The organism is Pseudomonas sp. S3_A03 (assembly GCF_054668275.1).
In genome coordinates this window covers 211,768-225,202 of the sequence record NZ_CP162753.1, presented here as the reverse complement: position 1 = coordinate 225,202, position 13,435 = coordinate 211,768, and the positions used below count along the sequence as shown (strand labels likewise).

The 13,435-nt window shown below is 50.6% G+C and carries 14 protein-coding genes and 3 pseudogenes; 8 read left to right on the top strand and 9 right to left on the bottom strand.

The features are described from left to right. Positions 1-30: 30 nt before the first annotated feature. The 3 genes from AB4O25_RS01080 to AB4O25_RS01070 form a co-directional block, all read right to left on the bottom strand. Positions 31-1,323, bottom strand: a complete 1,293-nt coding sequence (locus AB4O25_RS01080; protein WP_056858391.1) for an NAD(P)/FAD-dependent oxidoreductase — start codon at positions 1,321-1,323, stop codon at positions 31-33. Between the two features lie 52 nt (positions 1,324-1,375). Beyond that, on the bottom strand, positions 1,376-1,750 hold the full coding sequence (locus AB4O25_RS01075; RefSeq protein ID WP_256095395.1) for a Rid family hydrolase: 375 nt from the start codon (positions 1,748-1,750) through the stop codon (positions 1,376-1,378). Positions 1,751-1,830: 80 nt separating this feature from the next. Next, positions 1,831-2,973 carry a tyramine oxidase subunit B gene (locus AB4O25_RS01070; RefSeq protein WP_065873529.1) on the bottom strand — a complete coding sequence of 381 codons (1,143 nt, stop codon included), beginning with the start codon at positions 2,971-2,973 and terminating at the stop codon, positions 1,831-1,833. 384 nt (positions 2,974-3,357) lie between these two features. Here AB4O25_RS01070 and AB4O25_RS01065 point away from each other — a divergent pair. Beyond that, a pseudogene (locus AB4O25_RS01065) lies at positions 3,358-3,520 on the top strand (helix-turn-helix domain-containing protein); the annotation flags it as partial. Positions 3,521-3,522: 2 nt separating this feature from the next. Further along, positions 3,523-3,672, top strand: a pseudogene (locus AB4O25_RS01060) (IS30 family transposase); the annotation flags it as partial. Between the two features lie 52 nt (positions 3,673-3,724). Here AB4O25_RS01060 and AB4O25_RS01055 read toward each other — a convergent pair. Both AB4O25_RS01055 and AB4O25_RS01050 read right to left on the bottom strand, forming a co-directional pair. Then, positions 3,725-4,675, bottom strand: a complete 951-nt coding sequence (locus tag AB4O25_RS01055; protein WP_175404177.1) for an alpha/beta fold hydrolase — start codon at positions 4,673-4,675, stop codon at positions 3,725-3,727. A gap of 292 nt (positions 4,676-4,967) precedes the next feature. Further along, positions 4,968-5,110, bottom strand: a pseudogene (locus tag AB4O25_RS01050) (IS5/IS1182 family transposase); the annotation flags it as partial. 228 nt (positions 5,111-5,338) lie between these two features. Between AB4O25_RS01050 and AB4O25_RS01045 the strand changes: the two are divergent. Continuing rightward, the gene (locus AB4O25_RS01045; protein ID WP_065876904.1) at positions 5,339-6,172 is read left to right on the top strand and encodes a helix-turn-helix domain-containing protein; all 834 of its coding nucleotides are present in this window, start codon (positions 5,339-5,341) and stop codon (positions 6,170-6,172) included. Between the two features lie 387 nt (positions 6,173-6,559). Here AB4O25_RS01045 and AB4O25_RS01040 read toward each other — a convergent pair whose 3' ends face one another. Next, positions 6,560-7,522: an alpha/beta fold hydrolase gene (locus AB4O25_RS01040; RefSeq protein ID WP_065876903.1), complete on the bottom strand. Its 963-nt coding sequence runs from the start codon at positions 7,520-7,522 to the stop codon at positions 6,560-6,562. Between the two features lie 169 nt (positions 7,523-7,691). On the opposite strand from AB4O25_RS01040, the gene AB4O25_RS01035 reads away from it, so the two are divergent. Together AB4O25_RS01035 and AB4O25_RS01030 are read left to right on the top strand one after the other, a co-directional pair. Next, a complete protein-coding gene (locus tag AB4O25_RS01035; RefSeq protein ID WP_065876902.1) occupies positions 7,692-8,582 on the top strand; it encodes a LysR family transcriptional regulator in 891 nt (296 codons plus the stop codon). Between the two features lie 233 nt (positions 8,583-8,815). Next, positions 8,816-9,169 (top strand): hypothetical protein, encoded by a 354-nt coding sequence (locus AB4O25_RS01030; RefSeq protein ID WP_065876901.1) that lies wholly within the window; start codon positions 8,816-8,818, stop codon positions 9,167-9,169. 387 nt (positions 9,170-9,556) lie between these two features. On the opposite strand, the gene AB4O25_RS01025 is transcribed toward AB4O25_RS01030, so the two are convergent. Together AB4O25_RS01025 and AB4O25_RS01020 are read right to left on the bottom strand one after the other, a co-directional pair. Further along, on the bottom strand, positions 9,557-9,799 hold the full coding sequence (locus AB4O25_RS01025; RefSeq protein WP_460150299.1) for a type 2 periplasmic-binding domain-containing protein: 243 nt from the start codon (positions 9,797-9,799) through the stop codon (positions 9,557-9,559). A gap of 110 nt (positions 9,800-9,909) precedes the next feature. Beyond that, positions 9,910-10,515 carry a VOC family protein gene (locus AB4O25_RS01020; protein ID WP_240035891.1) on the bottom strand — a complete coding sequence of 202 codons (606 nt, stop codon included), beginning with the start codon at positions 10,513-10,515 and terminating at the stop codon, positions 9,910-9,912. A gap of 87 nt (positions 10,516-10,602) precedes the next feature. Between AB4O25_RS01020 and AB4O25_RS01015 the strand changes: the two genes are divergently transcribed. Both AB4O25_RS01015 and AB4O25_RS01010 read left to right on the top strand, forming a co-directional pair. Next, the gene (locus AB4O25_RS01015) at positions 10,603-10,914 is read left to right on the top strand and encodes an AraC family ligand binding domain-containing protein (RefSeq protein ID WP_460150297.1); all 312 of its coding nucleotides are present in this window, start codon (positions 10,603-10,605) and stop codon (positions 10,912-10,914) included. Further along, complete coding sequence (locus tag AB4O25_RS01010; protein WP_240035892.1) at positions 10,896-11,381, top strand: helix-turn-helix domain-containing protein; 486 nt, start codon at positions 10,896-10,898, stop codon at positions 11,379-11,381. The genes AB4O25_RS01015 and AB4O25_RS01010 overlap by 19 nt, the downstream gene beginning before the upstream one ends. Before the next feature lie 459 nt (positions 11,382-11,840). Here AB4O25_RS01010 and AB4O25_RS01005 read toward each other — a convergent pair. Beyond that, a protein-coding gene (locus AB4O25_RS01005) for an IS3 family transposase (RefSeq protein WP_139129458.1) occupies positions 11,841-13,003 on the bottom strand; the annotation gives its coding sequence in 2 pieces (ribosomal slippage) (positions 11,841-12,748 and positions 12,748-13,003; 1,164 coding nt in all). Positions 13,004-13,041: 38 nt separating this feature from the next. Here AB4O25_RS01005 and AB4O25_RS01000 point away from each other — a divergent pair. Continuing rightward, positions 13,042-13,344, top strand: coding sequence for a hypothetical protein (locus AB4O25_RS01000; RefSeq protein ID WP_460150295.1), 303 nt, complete (start codon positions 13,042-13,044; stop codon positions 13,342-13,344). Positions 13,345-13,435 lie beyond the last annotated feature (91 nt).

Sequence of the window (13,435 nt, the reverse complement as noted above, 5' to 3'; positions counted from 1 at the left end):
TTATTATTTAAGGGCCAATACTCGATTACTTCAGAGGCGATCAAACCGGTATGGAGCTGGGTCAACGAGTGGGGTCATATGGGTTACGAGGTCTGCTGCCAGTTGCCCAGCAGCGGGGCCGGTACCAAAACCATGACCTGAGAAGCCAGTGGCAATCGTCAGCCCAGGAATGGACTTAATATGGTCAATGACAGGGTTTGAGTCTGGGGTTATATCAATCTGCCCCGCCCAAGCTTCGCAAATGCTTGCGTTTTCAAAAATCGGCCAGGCCTTGCGAAGGTTGCTCAAGGCTTCCTGGATAAGGCTTTCGTTGACAGACGGGTCGAGTGTTCGAACGCGCTCAAACGGTGAGGTTTGGTCTGCACGCCAGCGGCGCTTTAGGGCAAGGTCCTGGAGGAAAGGTTTGCCTAAAGAAACGCGTAAAAAGGAACCTTGCCCACGAAGCAGACTGAGGTACCGGTGGCCAATTAATAAGTGATCCAAGGTTAGATTAGCGTCCAAGGCCGCGCGCTGGGTGATGATGTAACCACCCTCTATGTGTTTTCGAAATGAAAAATCAGGGCCTCCAACGGCAATATCAGTGGGACCCTCCATTGGGGTAGTGCGAAGCACGGAGCATGTGAGAGGAAGAGTTGGGTAACTAACTCCAACATTACCTAGAAAACGGCGAGACCAGGCGCCACCGGCTAATAGCACCTGATCACAGCGAATCTCACCGTGCTCGGTAACGACACCGCTAACTTTCCCACCCGTCGTTGATAGTGTTCTAACGGCACAGTGCTGAATTAAGACTGCCCCTTTTTCGATGGCTGCCTGTGCAAGCGCAGAGGTGGCCAGATGGGGCTCTGCTTTGCCGTCTGAAGGTGTGTAGAGAGCACCCGCCCACTCACCTTTGCCTCTAGGTACACGCTCATTAATCTCGCGTGCGCTAAGCATTTGGGAGTCTAAGGATAAAGACTCCACCGACTTCAACCAGCGTTCATGTAACGCTAAGTGCTCTTGATTTGCTGCAAGAAACATAATACCGGATTGCTGATAACCCACTTCGCGGCCAATGCGCTCAGGCATACCTGCCCATAAGCGATCTGCCGCCAGAGCTAATGGCACATCAGCTGCGTGCCGATTAGTCTTGCGCACCCATCCAAGATTTCGCGAGGATTGCTCGCCTGCAATATGCCCTTTTTCCAGGAGGACAACTGGAATATTTCGCTCGGCTAAGGTCAATGCCGCTGTCACACCAATAATGCCACCTCCGATAATGACGACAGTGGTGGATTTTGGTAATTGATCAGTAGTCCTCACTGACTCGAGAGTTTTCGTCATGACAATTTCCTGAGGTGCCCGCGAGAGTATCTGAAATGCTCAACCGTCGTTACTATAGTTCTACGTTAACTTTATTTAGATTTGACGTACCACGGTACGCTGTAACCTCCACCTCTACTTTGTATACGGTTGAGCCTAATGGTGGGCAAGTGATCGTCGTGGCCGGATTGATGCCTTTGAATTTCTGCGCGATGAATCCCATCACAGCATTTACATGCTCGGGTGATTGGACAAAGACACGAGACATCACGACGTCAGCCAGAAAAGAGCCCAGTGAAGCCAGGATCTTTTCAATAATCCGAAACACTTGCACAGCCTGCTCAACGGCATCCTCAGGAATTTCCTTAGTATCTGGATTACGCCCCGCAGTGAGAGATACATAAATCCAGTTATCTACCGCCACCGCTCGAGAGTAGCTGCCTAGCACTTAAAATTTTGAGCCGGTATTTACTTTTATAATATCTTTCATCATGAGAAACGCCTATGACATTAAATAATAAATTATATTTAACGAAGTACTGGCTCATCCCATAGATTAAGTTTTACCCCAATGCCTTTTTGAACTGCATTGCGGTAAATCACTGTCGCCCAAGCTACGTCCTCAACCGGCATACCGCCAACAGACAAAATGATGATTTCCTCATCGTTTTGGCGCGCGGGTGTTATGCCTGCACAGATGTCACCCAAGTCCTCCAGCGCATCGCGGGAAAGTTTTCCTTCCCCGACCAGATCCATAAATCGCATACCCACTAACGGGATCAGGTTATGGGCCGGCTTGGGTAGTTCTTCATACCACGCATCGTAAAGCCCTGTGTTATCAAGTACTTTGCGTACATCTGCTTGCTCCATGCCGTCGTCCAAACGGCAAAAGGCAGGCATCGCAAGGAAAGCACCCGGCTTAACCCACTCGCGCTTCACCAAGGGATACGTCGATGGATCGCCGACATCACCGGAGTTACAGTAAGTAATGATGTCAGCACCGCGGACTACGTCTTCAACTGTATCGACCACATTGACATTTCTGATTTGAGGAAACACTTCGTTAACCCACTTAACGAACCTATTTAAGTTGTTTTCTCCACGGCCTTTGATATTGATTGTGTCAATTTCTGGGCACGTCGACATAAATGCAGTGACCGATGTTTTGCCCATGACGCCCGGGCCTAACAAGCCAATAACTTTTGAATTTTTCCGCGCAAGGTGACGAGCGCCTACGCCAGGAACCGCCCCAGTTCGATAAGCCGACAACAGATTGGCTGACATATAAGCCAGTGGCGCGCCGGTATCGACATCGTTTAAAATGAACGTCAAAATTGAACGTGGTAAACCTTTTTCGCGATTCGCAACGTTAGAGCCGTACCATTTCACACCACAGGCCTGGAAGTCCCCGCCAAGGTAGGCGGGCATAGCCATTAAGCGACGATCAGGTGTAGGCTTCGGCATGTTGGGAAAGGGAGAATCTGCGGGAAATGTAATTTGTGAGCCATGAGAGTCATTATTAGCACCTGCCATGCGATAATCACCTTGCTGAAGCAGAATAAACATTTGCTCCATGGTGTTCACGCACTCAGCCATGTCCATCACTCCGGCTTTGATCATGTCCTGCTCGGAGAGATAAATGAAATCGATCTTGGCATTATGTTTTGACATAGTTTTTATCCGCAATATTATTATGTTGTAATTGGCATTAATTGAAAATCTGTTCGGATTTTCTTCCAGGCTTACGTCTAGGGGATGTGAGTCACATCTCCCGCACTTTATCGACGTGTCATCCACCCACTCAAAGACGCAAATTGCATTTCCAGTTTCGTAGTGCACCTGGTCATGCCAAGCGAGTAGCTATTCATATAAGGCTGACAGCCGCCTTCGCACTAGGCGGCCATTTTGTCGCTCAAGGAAATCTAAATCTTCCCCATCACTACCCACCCCTTCAGGATCAAGAAAAATTCTTAAACGGACTTGCTTTGAATTTTCCGGCTCAGGGCGATGAAAAATGACCCTGGCGTATTTAACGTCTCAAACAATCCTAAAGTTATTATTTGCCGGGATATTGAATTTTTGCGACATCAAATTGGTCATGCCCAGGCTTCAGCCTGCGTAGGATTGCCTGCTTGATCATCCGATCCCCTTCGACCATCAGCCGGGAGTTGCGCCGCAATCGAGAGCCCGTGACGGCTACTCGGCCCGCGTGGCCCAACACACCGTCATGAAGAACTGGATCCGATCGCACTGCAACTGACCAATGGGCCCACGTAAGCGCTTTGACTTCAGATGCCAAGCGAAGTTATGGGCAAGGTGATGCAGGACGCCATGGCGATGCGGTATGACGTTCAACCCTCAATTCAATAACCGTATTGCACTCAGCTCCCGCAACTGCCACGTATAAAGTCGATTCAAGAAATCAGTCGAGTTTCTTGCCTATAACATTACATTCAAGATAATCAAAAAAACCATGCACTGCACCTGCAACTTCTTTAAATTTTAATTCCATTAAAGGTATCCCGCCTCCCTTTATTTCTGCGCGGGACACGAAACAGGAATTACAATAAGCATCAACTACTACCTGAGCCCGAGAGTATGTTACAGGATCCTCTGTAGCTGCCAGAACCAACACCGGCGCCTTGACAAGGCCAACTCTATTTTCCATATCATATCTTGCAACTGCAAGATGCCCCTCTAAAGGAGTTACCCCAGGAGCAAGCGCATCTCGAATAAATCGATTTAACACATCAGTGTGCCCTGCTGGGTATAAATTCAAACGTTTTCGCCAAAGTTCCATGAGGTGTGAGCCATCCTCTCTCGTTTCAGCTACATCTACGTCCAGCGCCTCCATTGCTTCTCGAAACTCTGCATCAACAATATCACCAGCAGAAAGAACCACAGCGGTCACACGCTCTGGAGCGATAGCCGCCACCTCTGAAGCAACGAACATACCTGTGTGATGCCCAAGTATAGAAAACCTCTCTATATTTAACGCATTAACCAGTGCCAAAACACCTTGGGCATAGTGTTCAACCGTCTGTGGAGCAGCAAATTTTGCAGACTGCCCAAAACCGTACATATCCATAGCTATTGTACGCCAGCGAGTTGCCAACAGCGGTTGGACTTCAGCGAACTCATCCAGTGAGCGCGGTGTTTGATGCAATAAAATCATCACATCACCTGCACCCGACTCCGCGTAATGAAGTTGGCCCAGGTTCGTATCAATATAATTAAATATGCGCTGATCAGTGACGCCCTGAACAGAACAAGAACTTGAAATCGTCATATCGTTAACCGTTTTTATATTGAGACAACCATAAATCCGAGTCGGATTTCCCAAGAAAAGCTTCGTCAATTTGAAAATTTTCACGAACGTCTTCTGCATGTAGCGTAACAACTATGTTACGTCTGAAAACCAGTTGTAATCGATGCGTTACTGAATAGCGCCAATGCCACTTACACGATATATATCTTGAACAAGGCGCACTGAACTGGTGCGTGAACACCCACAATGGATCCTCGACCCCAGTATGGCTTTGTTACAGAACACCCCACTTGTAGAGCCTTTGTTGGTGCTGCGATGTGCCACCATCTGCCAGATAACCTTACCGCCATCATTTTCTGGAAGCTTTTCCAAACCAGTAGGCCTGACGGCCGCCTCCGCCCTTTACGACAGTGCGGCTCGTATCAAGCCAATCAAGCCCTTCCAGGGAGGCACTTGATCGAGCCCGATCAAGAACAACTCGTTACGGATCTGTTTGCGCCTGCCGGAGTGCTCGGCATCAACGAAGGTAACCTGCCTCACAGGAAGGCTCCGCTTTCAGGATCCTGATTGCTTGCCAAGATCAGGAATTTTTAGAGCCCCTTAGTGATCAAGCTTAGGCGCTGTAGCGATTTTTCGGCTGGAACAAACCTATAACTCTGATATTTTTAAGTATTGAATTTTCACGACATTTGCAAAATTTACTATCAACCAACATGGCACGATACCTGCTTGGACTCAGGTGATCATTTTAATAAGCAGGTGCAGGTTATGTCAGTATCTTCATTGGCTTGTCCCTATTTAAGCATGCACTCCCACCAACCATGGTTTGTGTTGCAAGCCGCTAAAGAATTTTCAGTTTCGATATCGGACAGTCCGTTAATTTCACACTTTTATAGTTTTGAAACAAAATTATCCTCGGCATTCATGCTGTCGGTTCCGGACGGCTGTATCGATATAATATTTGACTGTGATGACACCAATCCTTCTGTAAGCGTACATGGAACAATGCTGCAAGCCGGTTCTGTGGAATTTTGCAAGGGGCGCCGTTATGTTGGCGTGCGGTTTTCACCTGGCTTTGTTCCTGATTTTTTAAATCTTTCTGCGGAAGAGTTGATTGAAGGCTCTTTCGACCTTCTTGACGTTAGCGATAATGCCGAACGTGTCTTTGAGCAGGTAGTGCGTGAGAAAAGCTTTATAACGCAACTCACTTTTCTAAAGCAATTTTTCTTGACGAATACAGCTCCGCGAAAATCATTAAAGCTGACTCTTCCAGTCGTAAATATGATTTGCCAAGCCCAAGGGAATGTGTGTATTAAAAATCTGGAGTCGCTAACGGGCTATACCATTAGAACTTTACAGCGCTCATTTCACGATGATCTGGGAATGACACCAAAAATGTTCTGTCGCATCATTCGCTGCCAGTCCGCGATTTATAAAATTCATCATAATAATATTGGGTTTAGCGATTTAGCATTTGACTTGGGTTTTAGTGATCAACCTCATTTTTTAAGAGAATTCAAACGTTTGGTCAGTGTAACTCCGCTGGACTATAAAAACCGTATACTCAAGGAAAACTTTTTTAGCAGAATGCACTTCTATTAAAGCCATCTGCTTCGCGCAGTAGTTATTTCGCTCCGTTATGTATGCTGCGCTCCGCTCTCCTTCCGGAGCCAGCCCCGCCATGATGCGACCCGACGCAAAAGTCGAAAAAATGTACCCCTACCCCAAACCGGTGGACTTTTGAAAATCCATCGACGGCCTCGCTGCGCGGGTCGAAATGTTCCGACCGCTTGGGGACGCCGACTTTTTCAACAAAATCGGCCGATTGCTGCCCTTCGCGAAGGGCAGAGATCGGCCAAAGGCAGTCAGTCGGATGTTTCTACGAAGCTAGGCGCTTTGAGCCACGTAACACACAACGCGCTAACGAGTGAGTAGAGAGGACCACCAACAGCGAGCGCACGGCCCGCCGTTGCAGAAGTGCGACAGGGCTTATTTTTGCTGCACCACATTCCGGTCTAGGAAAAGGTGGATTTCGCCACTGATCTCGTTCAAGTGTGTTTCCAGCGCGAAGTGCCCGGTGTCGTAGAGATGTACCTCAGTTTTGGGAATATCACGCTTGAACGCGTTCGCTCCTGCCGGGAGAAAAAACGGATCGTTCTTTCCCCAAACAGCCAACATCGGCGGCTGATATTTGCGGAAATACGCCTGGAACTCGGGGTAGCGCTTCACGTTGGTAGCATAGTCTGCGAACAGGTCTAGCTGGATTTCATCGTTACCTGGTCGCGAAACGAACGCGTAATCCAAGGTGTATGTTTCAGGTGCGATACTGTCAGGGTCCGCTACGCCATGCGTGTATTGCCACTTGATTGATTCAGGTTTGAGCAGCTCGCGCAATGCGTTGCGGTTCTCGGCAGTGGGAGCGTTCCAGTAACGTTGAATAGGGTTCCAACCCTCGCTGAGGCCTTCAACGTAAGCGTTGCCGTTTTGGCTGATGATTGCGGTGATTCTATCGGGGTGTGCGACGGCCATCCGCCAGCCTACAGGCGCACCGTAGTCGAAAACTTGAAGCGCGTAGCGCTTCAGCGCAAGCGCTTCAGTAAACCCGTCCATGGTTTTGGCGATGTTGTCGAACGTGTATGAGTACTTCGCCCGATCAGGGCTGTCCGAGAATCCAAAACCCGGGAAGTCAGGGGCAATCACGTGGTAACGGTCCGCCAGCTTCGACATCAAGTCGCGATACATGAAGGATGAGGTAGGGAACCCATGAAGCAACACGATGGTTGGCGCCGATGGGTCGCCCGCTTCCCGATAGAAGATGCGGACCCCTTTTACCTCGACAAAATGGTGTTGGACGTCGCTTGCCCTTTGATGGCTAATGTCCGCCGCTTCGACTCCTGCGCTGACAAGCGCTGCACTGAGGGCCGTTGCCGCTAATAAACTTTTAATGCTCACGCAAATTCCTTGGACACTGAATGAAAAAGATAAGTGGTCTATCAGGCGGTGAGTTCATGGCTTGTCGAGCGTAAGGCGCACCCACTTGATAGGGCTATCTTGCCAGTTTCAATAAAAATGCATAATCCGATAATATCGGGAATCTCTCTACCAAATATTGGAACACTCCATGGACAGATTTGAGGCAATGAAGCTGCTCGTGGCTGCGATTGATGCTGGCAGCCTGACGGCGGCCGGCCGGCTAGCCGACATACCCCTTCCCACCATCAGCAGGAAAATTTCTGACCTGGAGATGCTGATAGGTAGCCGTTTATTGATTCGAACCACGCGCAGGCTCTCGTTGACCGATGCAGGGGTGGCTTATGTGGATGCGGCGCGCCGAATATTGGAGCAGTTGGAGGTGGCCGAACGCGAAGCTGCCGGAGAATTCATTGCCCCCAAAGGCGAGCTGGTCCTGACCGCGCCAATCATGTTCGGTCGGCTGCATGTGCTGCCGATCGTCAACGCGTTTTTAGGGGAGTTTTCCGAAATCAACATTCGGCTCTTGCTTTCAGATCGCAACGCGCACCTCGTTGACGACCACGTGGACATGGCGGTGCGCATCGGAACACTCGCTGATAGCGGCATGATCGCCACTCAGGTGGGGGCCATGAGAACTGTAATTTGTGCTAGTCCTAGGCTGCTGGAAGATTATGGAAGACCTGAATGTCCCGCAGATCTGCAGCATTTTCCAACCGTGCGACTTGACGCCCCTATGCCTTTTCAACACTCCAAACATGGCGTGGCGGAATTAACGAGGCGGATTACCCCGCGCTTATCGGTAACGACCGCTGAAGCCGCAGCACAGGCCGCCATTGATGGCGTTGGAGTCGTTCAGTTATTGCACTACCAAGTCGCGGAAGCGGTCAGCAAGGGACTGCTGGAGATTGTGCTGGATAAATATGAGCCTTTGTCGGCGCCTATCAACCTGATCCACATGTCACCTGGACACATGCCCCTGAAAATGAGGCGTTTTTTGGATTTTGCTGTTCCTCGGTTTCGTCAACGCCTGGATCAGTAAATTCAGCGATGGCGTGCGTCATCATTCAGATGGCATAAGACTTATATCGGGGATGTTGGCGCGAACACGCCGACGAAGTGGGCTAGAGGCCGAAAACCTCTAAGTTGGCAGCAATCGCGGGGATTCGTCATTTTTTCACAAGATAGTTAAGAACAAAATTAAGAGACTGGACCATCAACCACGATTACGATAACGACCAAAGCCGATTTGCCCCCAAGTTCCAGGAATTGTTCATGCCATTCATTGTTACCTGCGTTGTGTCCCTGTTTTTTTGGACTGTTGTTTCAGCAATCACAGGCGCTGCGGAGCCTTGGGACCTAGCTAGTTACTGGACCATCATCTATCCCGCCGCGCTAGTGTTGTCCGTGATCCTTGGAGCCGTTCTAAAAAGCTCACAGTGGTCCGCAGGCGGCATTGTAATGCTCTCTCAGATCCCCGTGGTTTTGGCGACTTCGGGTACATCCCCGTTGCTAGCTGCTGGTATCGTCATTGCGGCCTTTCTCTCAATTCCGGCGATAGCGCTGTCATGGCTCGCCGGCAAATTGCGCTCAGGTAAGAAAGGACGATGGACATCTGCGAAGAAATGAAGGCACCGTTCCAGGAGCACCCGCGACGAATACTGAATACACAATACAGATTGAGCCAGATAAAAAACGGCGGCAAGCTGGACAGTACGACGTAACCACCAACTCGCTCAAATACGACTTTGAGGTCATAACGACTAATGAGACCGCACATGGCCGAGAACTGTTGAGCGGCACCACCATGCCGCCCCATAAATGGGGCTCCAGAATGGTGGACACCTTCGTCCGGTCGTCCGGTGAACCTGTGAGGTTGCGTTGCGCGATTGCACTGATCCTGGCGCCTTGGCGAAAGGCGTCTGGCAACGTCACCTTCTCGACCCCTGCCGTTCACGTTAAATAGAAAGCATCGCCCTTAAGTCATCAGTTTTTTTGAACTCGCTGCGCTACATCTCAAAGCCACCGGCGCAAAAGTTGGGCTGCTTCACCCAGCACCACATCTTTGGCCTGCACCAAATAATAGCCCTTGCCAGTCTTTAGTAAAGATTCAAAGACAGGTACGAGAAAGCCTAGTTGTACGTCTTCTTCAACCAACCTAGGGCTGGTAAGCACTAAACCTTGATCGCGCCGGGCCGCGTCGATTGCCAGCTCAGACTGGTCAAATTTGAGGCTGCTGGAGAAGCTATCGGGGGACATGCCAACCGATGATAACCATTGAGACCAGTTGGCATGAGACGTCATGCGCGACGGAGAGCGCTTTAAGTAATTGCTTTAGGGAAATAAGCTTAACAGCCTTCGGTAGGAAGCTACTCATTAGCCTGCATCAGTTCCAGAGTGATATGATCTGGCCCGGTCACATATACAACTAGAGTTCCCTTGCGTGGGCCTGCGGGAATCGCTTGAGGCTTGCCTCTTACTTTCCAGCCTGCTTGCTCAATGCGTTCGAGTACGGCGTATATGTCTTGCACTCTCAATGCCAAATGCGCTGAACCAATCGCTGATGCCGTAGGTGGAGTGATACCGTGGCGGTCACCCTGCGAATATTCCAGCAACTCTACTCGGCTGCCATCCGGGCCTTTGACTATTGCCGTTCGCACGCTCGGATCGGCGGTGCCGGTTACTTGCAAAATGAATGATCCGCCCATTTCCGACTGACGCTCAAGAGTGAACCCAAGTCCAATTGTCCAGAAGCGAATGGCTTCTTCCAATGAACTGACTGCGAAGCCAATATGATCGACGGCATGCACCATGTGGTTAGAATTCATCAAATGATCCTTTAAAGATTCACGGGCCAAATAGGGAGGTGAGCTTGCGCATCCAGCTGTTACGGCCAAAACACAGAAAATAAATGTGTGAGAGGTACGCATAATCAGGCCAATCCAAGAGAAGCAACATTTGCGTTTTTTAGACATTGAGTATTCGTCTGACCGGTCTTATTCTCCATTAGGCATTCAGGATATGGCTACCTCAGATATGACATTGGATAACGTAAACCAGCCATGAATCGCGCGCTTATGCCACTGTTGGCGATAGAGCAACGCGACCGGGCGATCCGCGAAACGGCGCCCCACACTCATACGACAGGCCAACTAATCGCAAGCCTTGCCGGCCTGCTTTCCGTCAGCACTGACGGCGGCTCATGGGTAGTGCCAGCTACCCATGCCATTTGGATACCTCCCCGTGTCGCACACGCGATGATGTCACATGGCGCTTTTGCAGGAGCGATGGTCTATATCGCGGAGCAAGAGTGCGGATCCTGCATCAAATGCCATGCACATTTAGGGTCAGCAGTTTGCTGCGCGAAGCGGTAAGCCGCGCTGCATCGTGGGGACAACCACCCCGCAACGAAATGGAGTCGCGGGTTGCAGCAGTCATCTTGGATGAAATTGCTACCTCACCCGCTGAACCCATCGGTCTGACGCACCCCAATGACCCGCGCTTGAGGCGTATCACCGATGCGATACTTGCTCAGCTTGATGACAATAGATCACTTGAGGATTGGGCTGCTTGGTCAGGTATGGCACCTAGAACACTTGCCCGGCGTCTGGTCGCTGAAACCGGTTTTAGTTTTTCTGAATGGCGACAACGTGCGCGCACGTTGCGCGCTATTCAACTATTGGTCGAGGGGATGTCAGTGACGACAACGGCGATTGAGCTTGGCTACGAAAATATTAGTGCTTTCATTGCCATGTTCCGTCGGATAATGGGTGTTACGCCAGGACAATATGTGCGTGCGCAGACACTGATTAGCAAAGAGGCAATTTCTAGATCAAGTTGATGGGTGTAAGAACCGCTGTACCATCCAACCCGATCCTGCACGCTACAGGCTAGACCTTCAACCATGTGCCGGAACAGATGAAGAAAGAAATGCCAGCCACTTCAGGAGTCGCCAGAGCATCAGTTTTCTTTTAACTGGTGGGGCACTCACGCTGCACTCAGCTGGCGCTTGTAACTTCAACCGTGCTAGTTGCGTATTCCCCCCAATACCACCACAAGCACTCTACGAGCTGTTCGTTAGTGCATTGGCTCAGGCATAACGTTAGTGTACGCGAAGTCCATGCTTCGCCTAATTGTGCGGCGCCAAGTGCTAAGGTGCTTTTGTACAGAGCGCTGCGCGCACCACACGATAGCCTTGCGTACCCCGCAATGATGTCCATTGGGAAAAGAGAACAGATTTATTTCTCTGTTCTCAACGTCCGCTTCTGGCCGATTCTGTTGAAAAAGTAGGTTGTAGTGGTCAACTAATCCCGGACACGACGTTAAGTTTTTCCTCGGCCCGCGCTGGGGCCAACCCATCGTTGAATTGATGAGGCCTAATCCAGTTGTAGCGATGCATCAAAAAATGGCTGATATCGCGCTGTGCTTCCTGCGCAGTTCGATAGCCCACGGTCGGTATCCATTCTGTTTTCAAGCTGCGAAATACGCGCTCCATCGGTGCGTTATCCCAGCAGTTTCCTCGTCGGCTCATGCTCTGGCGCATGCGGTATCGCCACAACCGCTGGCGAAAGAGTCGGCTTGCATATTGCGATCCCTGGTCCGAGTGGAATAGCAGATCCGAAGGCCTGCCACGCTGCTCGTAAGCCATATCCAGCGCTTTGATCACCAGCTCAGCGTCTGGCTTTTCCGACAGCGCCCAGCCCACGATCCGACGCGTACAAAGATCCAGGACGACAGCCAGGTAATGCCACTTTCCTTGCGCCCAAATGTAGGTGATATCGCCGCACCAGACTTGATTGGGCGCTGGCACGTCGAACTCGCGGTTCAATGTGTTCGGGATATCCAGTCTTTCTACTGTTGCTCGTTTGTAGGCATGGGAGCCAGGTTGTTTGCTGACTAAATCAAGCTCGCGCATCAAGCTACGCACTTTGAATCGACCGAGTTGCTCACCGTCTTCACGCATCAGCGACAAGATGCTGCGACTGCCCGCAGAGCTGCGACTTTGCGAGAACAGCTCACTGACGCGACTTCGCAATCGAAGCCGTTCAACATCGGGCGTGCGGCGCCGCAGGCGCTGGGCGTAGTAACACGAGCGCGTGACGTCAAACACCTTGCACAGCCAATCAACCGGCTCATGTGCACTCAACTGGTCAATCAGCGCGAACGCTCGTGATCTTCCGACATCAAGAGCGCGGTAGCCTTTTTTAGTATTGATTTCTCTCGCTCAAGCCGAGCAATCCGGGCTTCCAGCTCCTGAATTTTTTGCTGTTCCGGAGTCAGAGCCTTGCTCTGCGGGGTGATGCCTTTATGTTCTTTCTGAATCTGGTCAACCCAGCGGCGCAATGCCGACTCACCAATGCCGAGTGAACGGCTGGCTTCGATGTAGCTGTAGTTTTGTTTGAGCACGAGGTCGGCAGCCTCGCGTTTGAATTCAGGAGTAAAGGAGCGGCGTTGTTTGGTCATCTGACACCTCGATCTGGCGAGCATTCTCGCCTAAATGGGTGTCCGGTTTCATTAGACCACTACAGTTCACTCCAGACGCGTGGCAACGCGCAGTACTTCTCGACGGTTCAAATTATCCTGAAAAGCTGCAGCTCGATAGGCTGAGCAACGTGGTACGCGCAGCCTTAAAAGCTCACCTGGCCGATCCAAACGCACCCTACGTGGTGTTCGAGGTAACCAAAATTGCCTCAGCGAGTGACACGAGTCATGAACCGTTGCTGCAACTGAGCCTCAGCCTGCTTCAGGCACCGGATCAGCCTGATGCCTTATTGATAGCGCTTGCAGAAGAACATCAACGCTAAACGCATACACACTCAGACTGCGCGCAGTCCTGCATCAATCCAACCCAACACCCACCGGGGAACCCTTTCCCGACGGGCAAGGCGTTCCTCC